Source organism: Shewanella sp. S1-49-MNA-CIBAN-0167, from assembly GCF_040310145.1.
GTDB classification, from domain to species: Bacteria; Pseudomonadota; Gammaproteobacteria; order Enterobacterales; family Shewanellaceae; genus Shewanella; species Shewanella psychromarinicola.
This window is the reverse complement of record NZ_JBEOPO010000526.1, coordinates 1-231: the sequence shown is the minus strand read 5'-3', so window position 1 is coordinate 231 and position 231 is coordinate 1. Positions and strand designations below refer to the sequence as shown.

At 45.5% G+C, this 231-nt stretch carries 1 protein-coding gene; it reads right to left on the bottom strand.

The window, feature by feature from the left end; translation table 11 throughout:
- Positions 1 to 231: potassium transporter TrkG (locus AAEZ00_RS22280; protein WP_351090232.1), on the bottom strand; the 231-nt coding region annotated here is incomplete at both ends.

The window sequence follows — 231 nt, the reverse complement described above, 5'->3', positions numbered from 1 at the left end:
CATAAACACAATACCAACCCAATGTGTCTCGTGTGAAAAGGCCGCCATTGAACTGTCTGAAGTGGAATATCCACCCGTTGATAATGTGGTCATGGCATGGTTGATAGCTTCAAACCAATGCATGCCCGCAAGGTGATAGGACAATGTGCACAGTAGTGTTAAGACTACATAAATCAGGAATAAATGTTTGGCCATGTGCTGGGTGCGAGGAATCGTTTTGTCGCTCCAGTC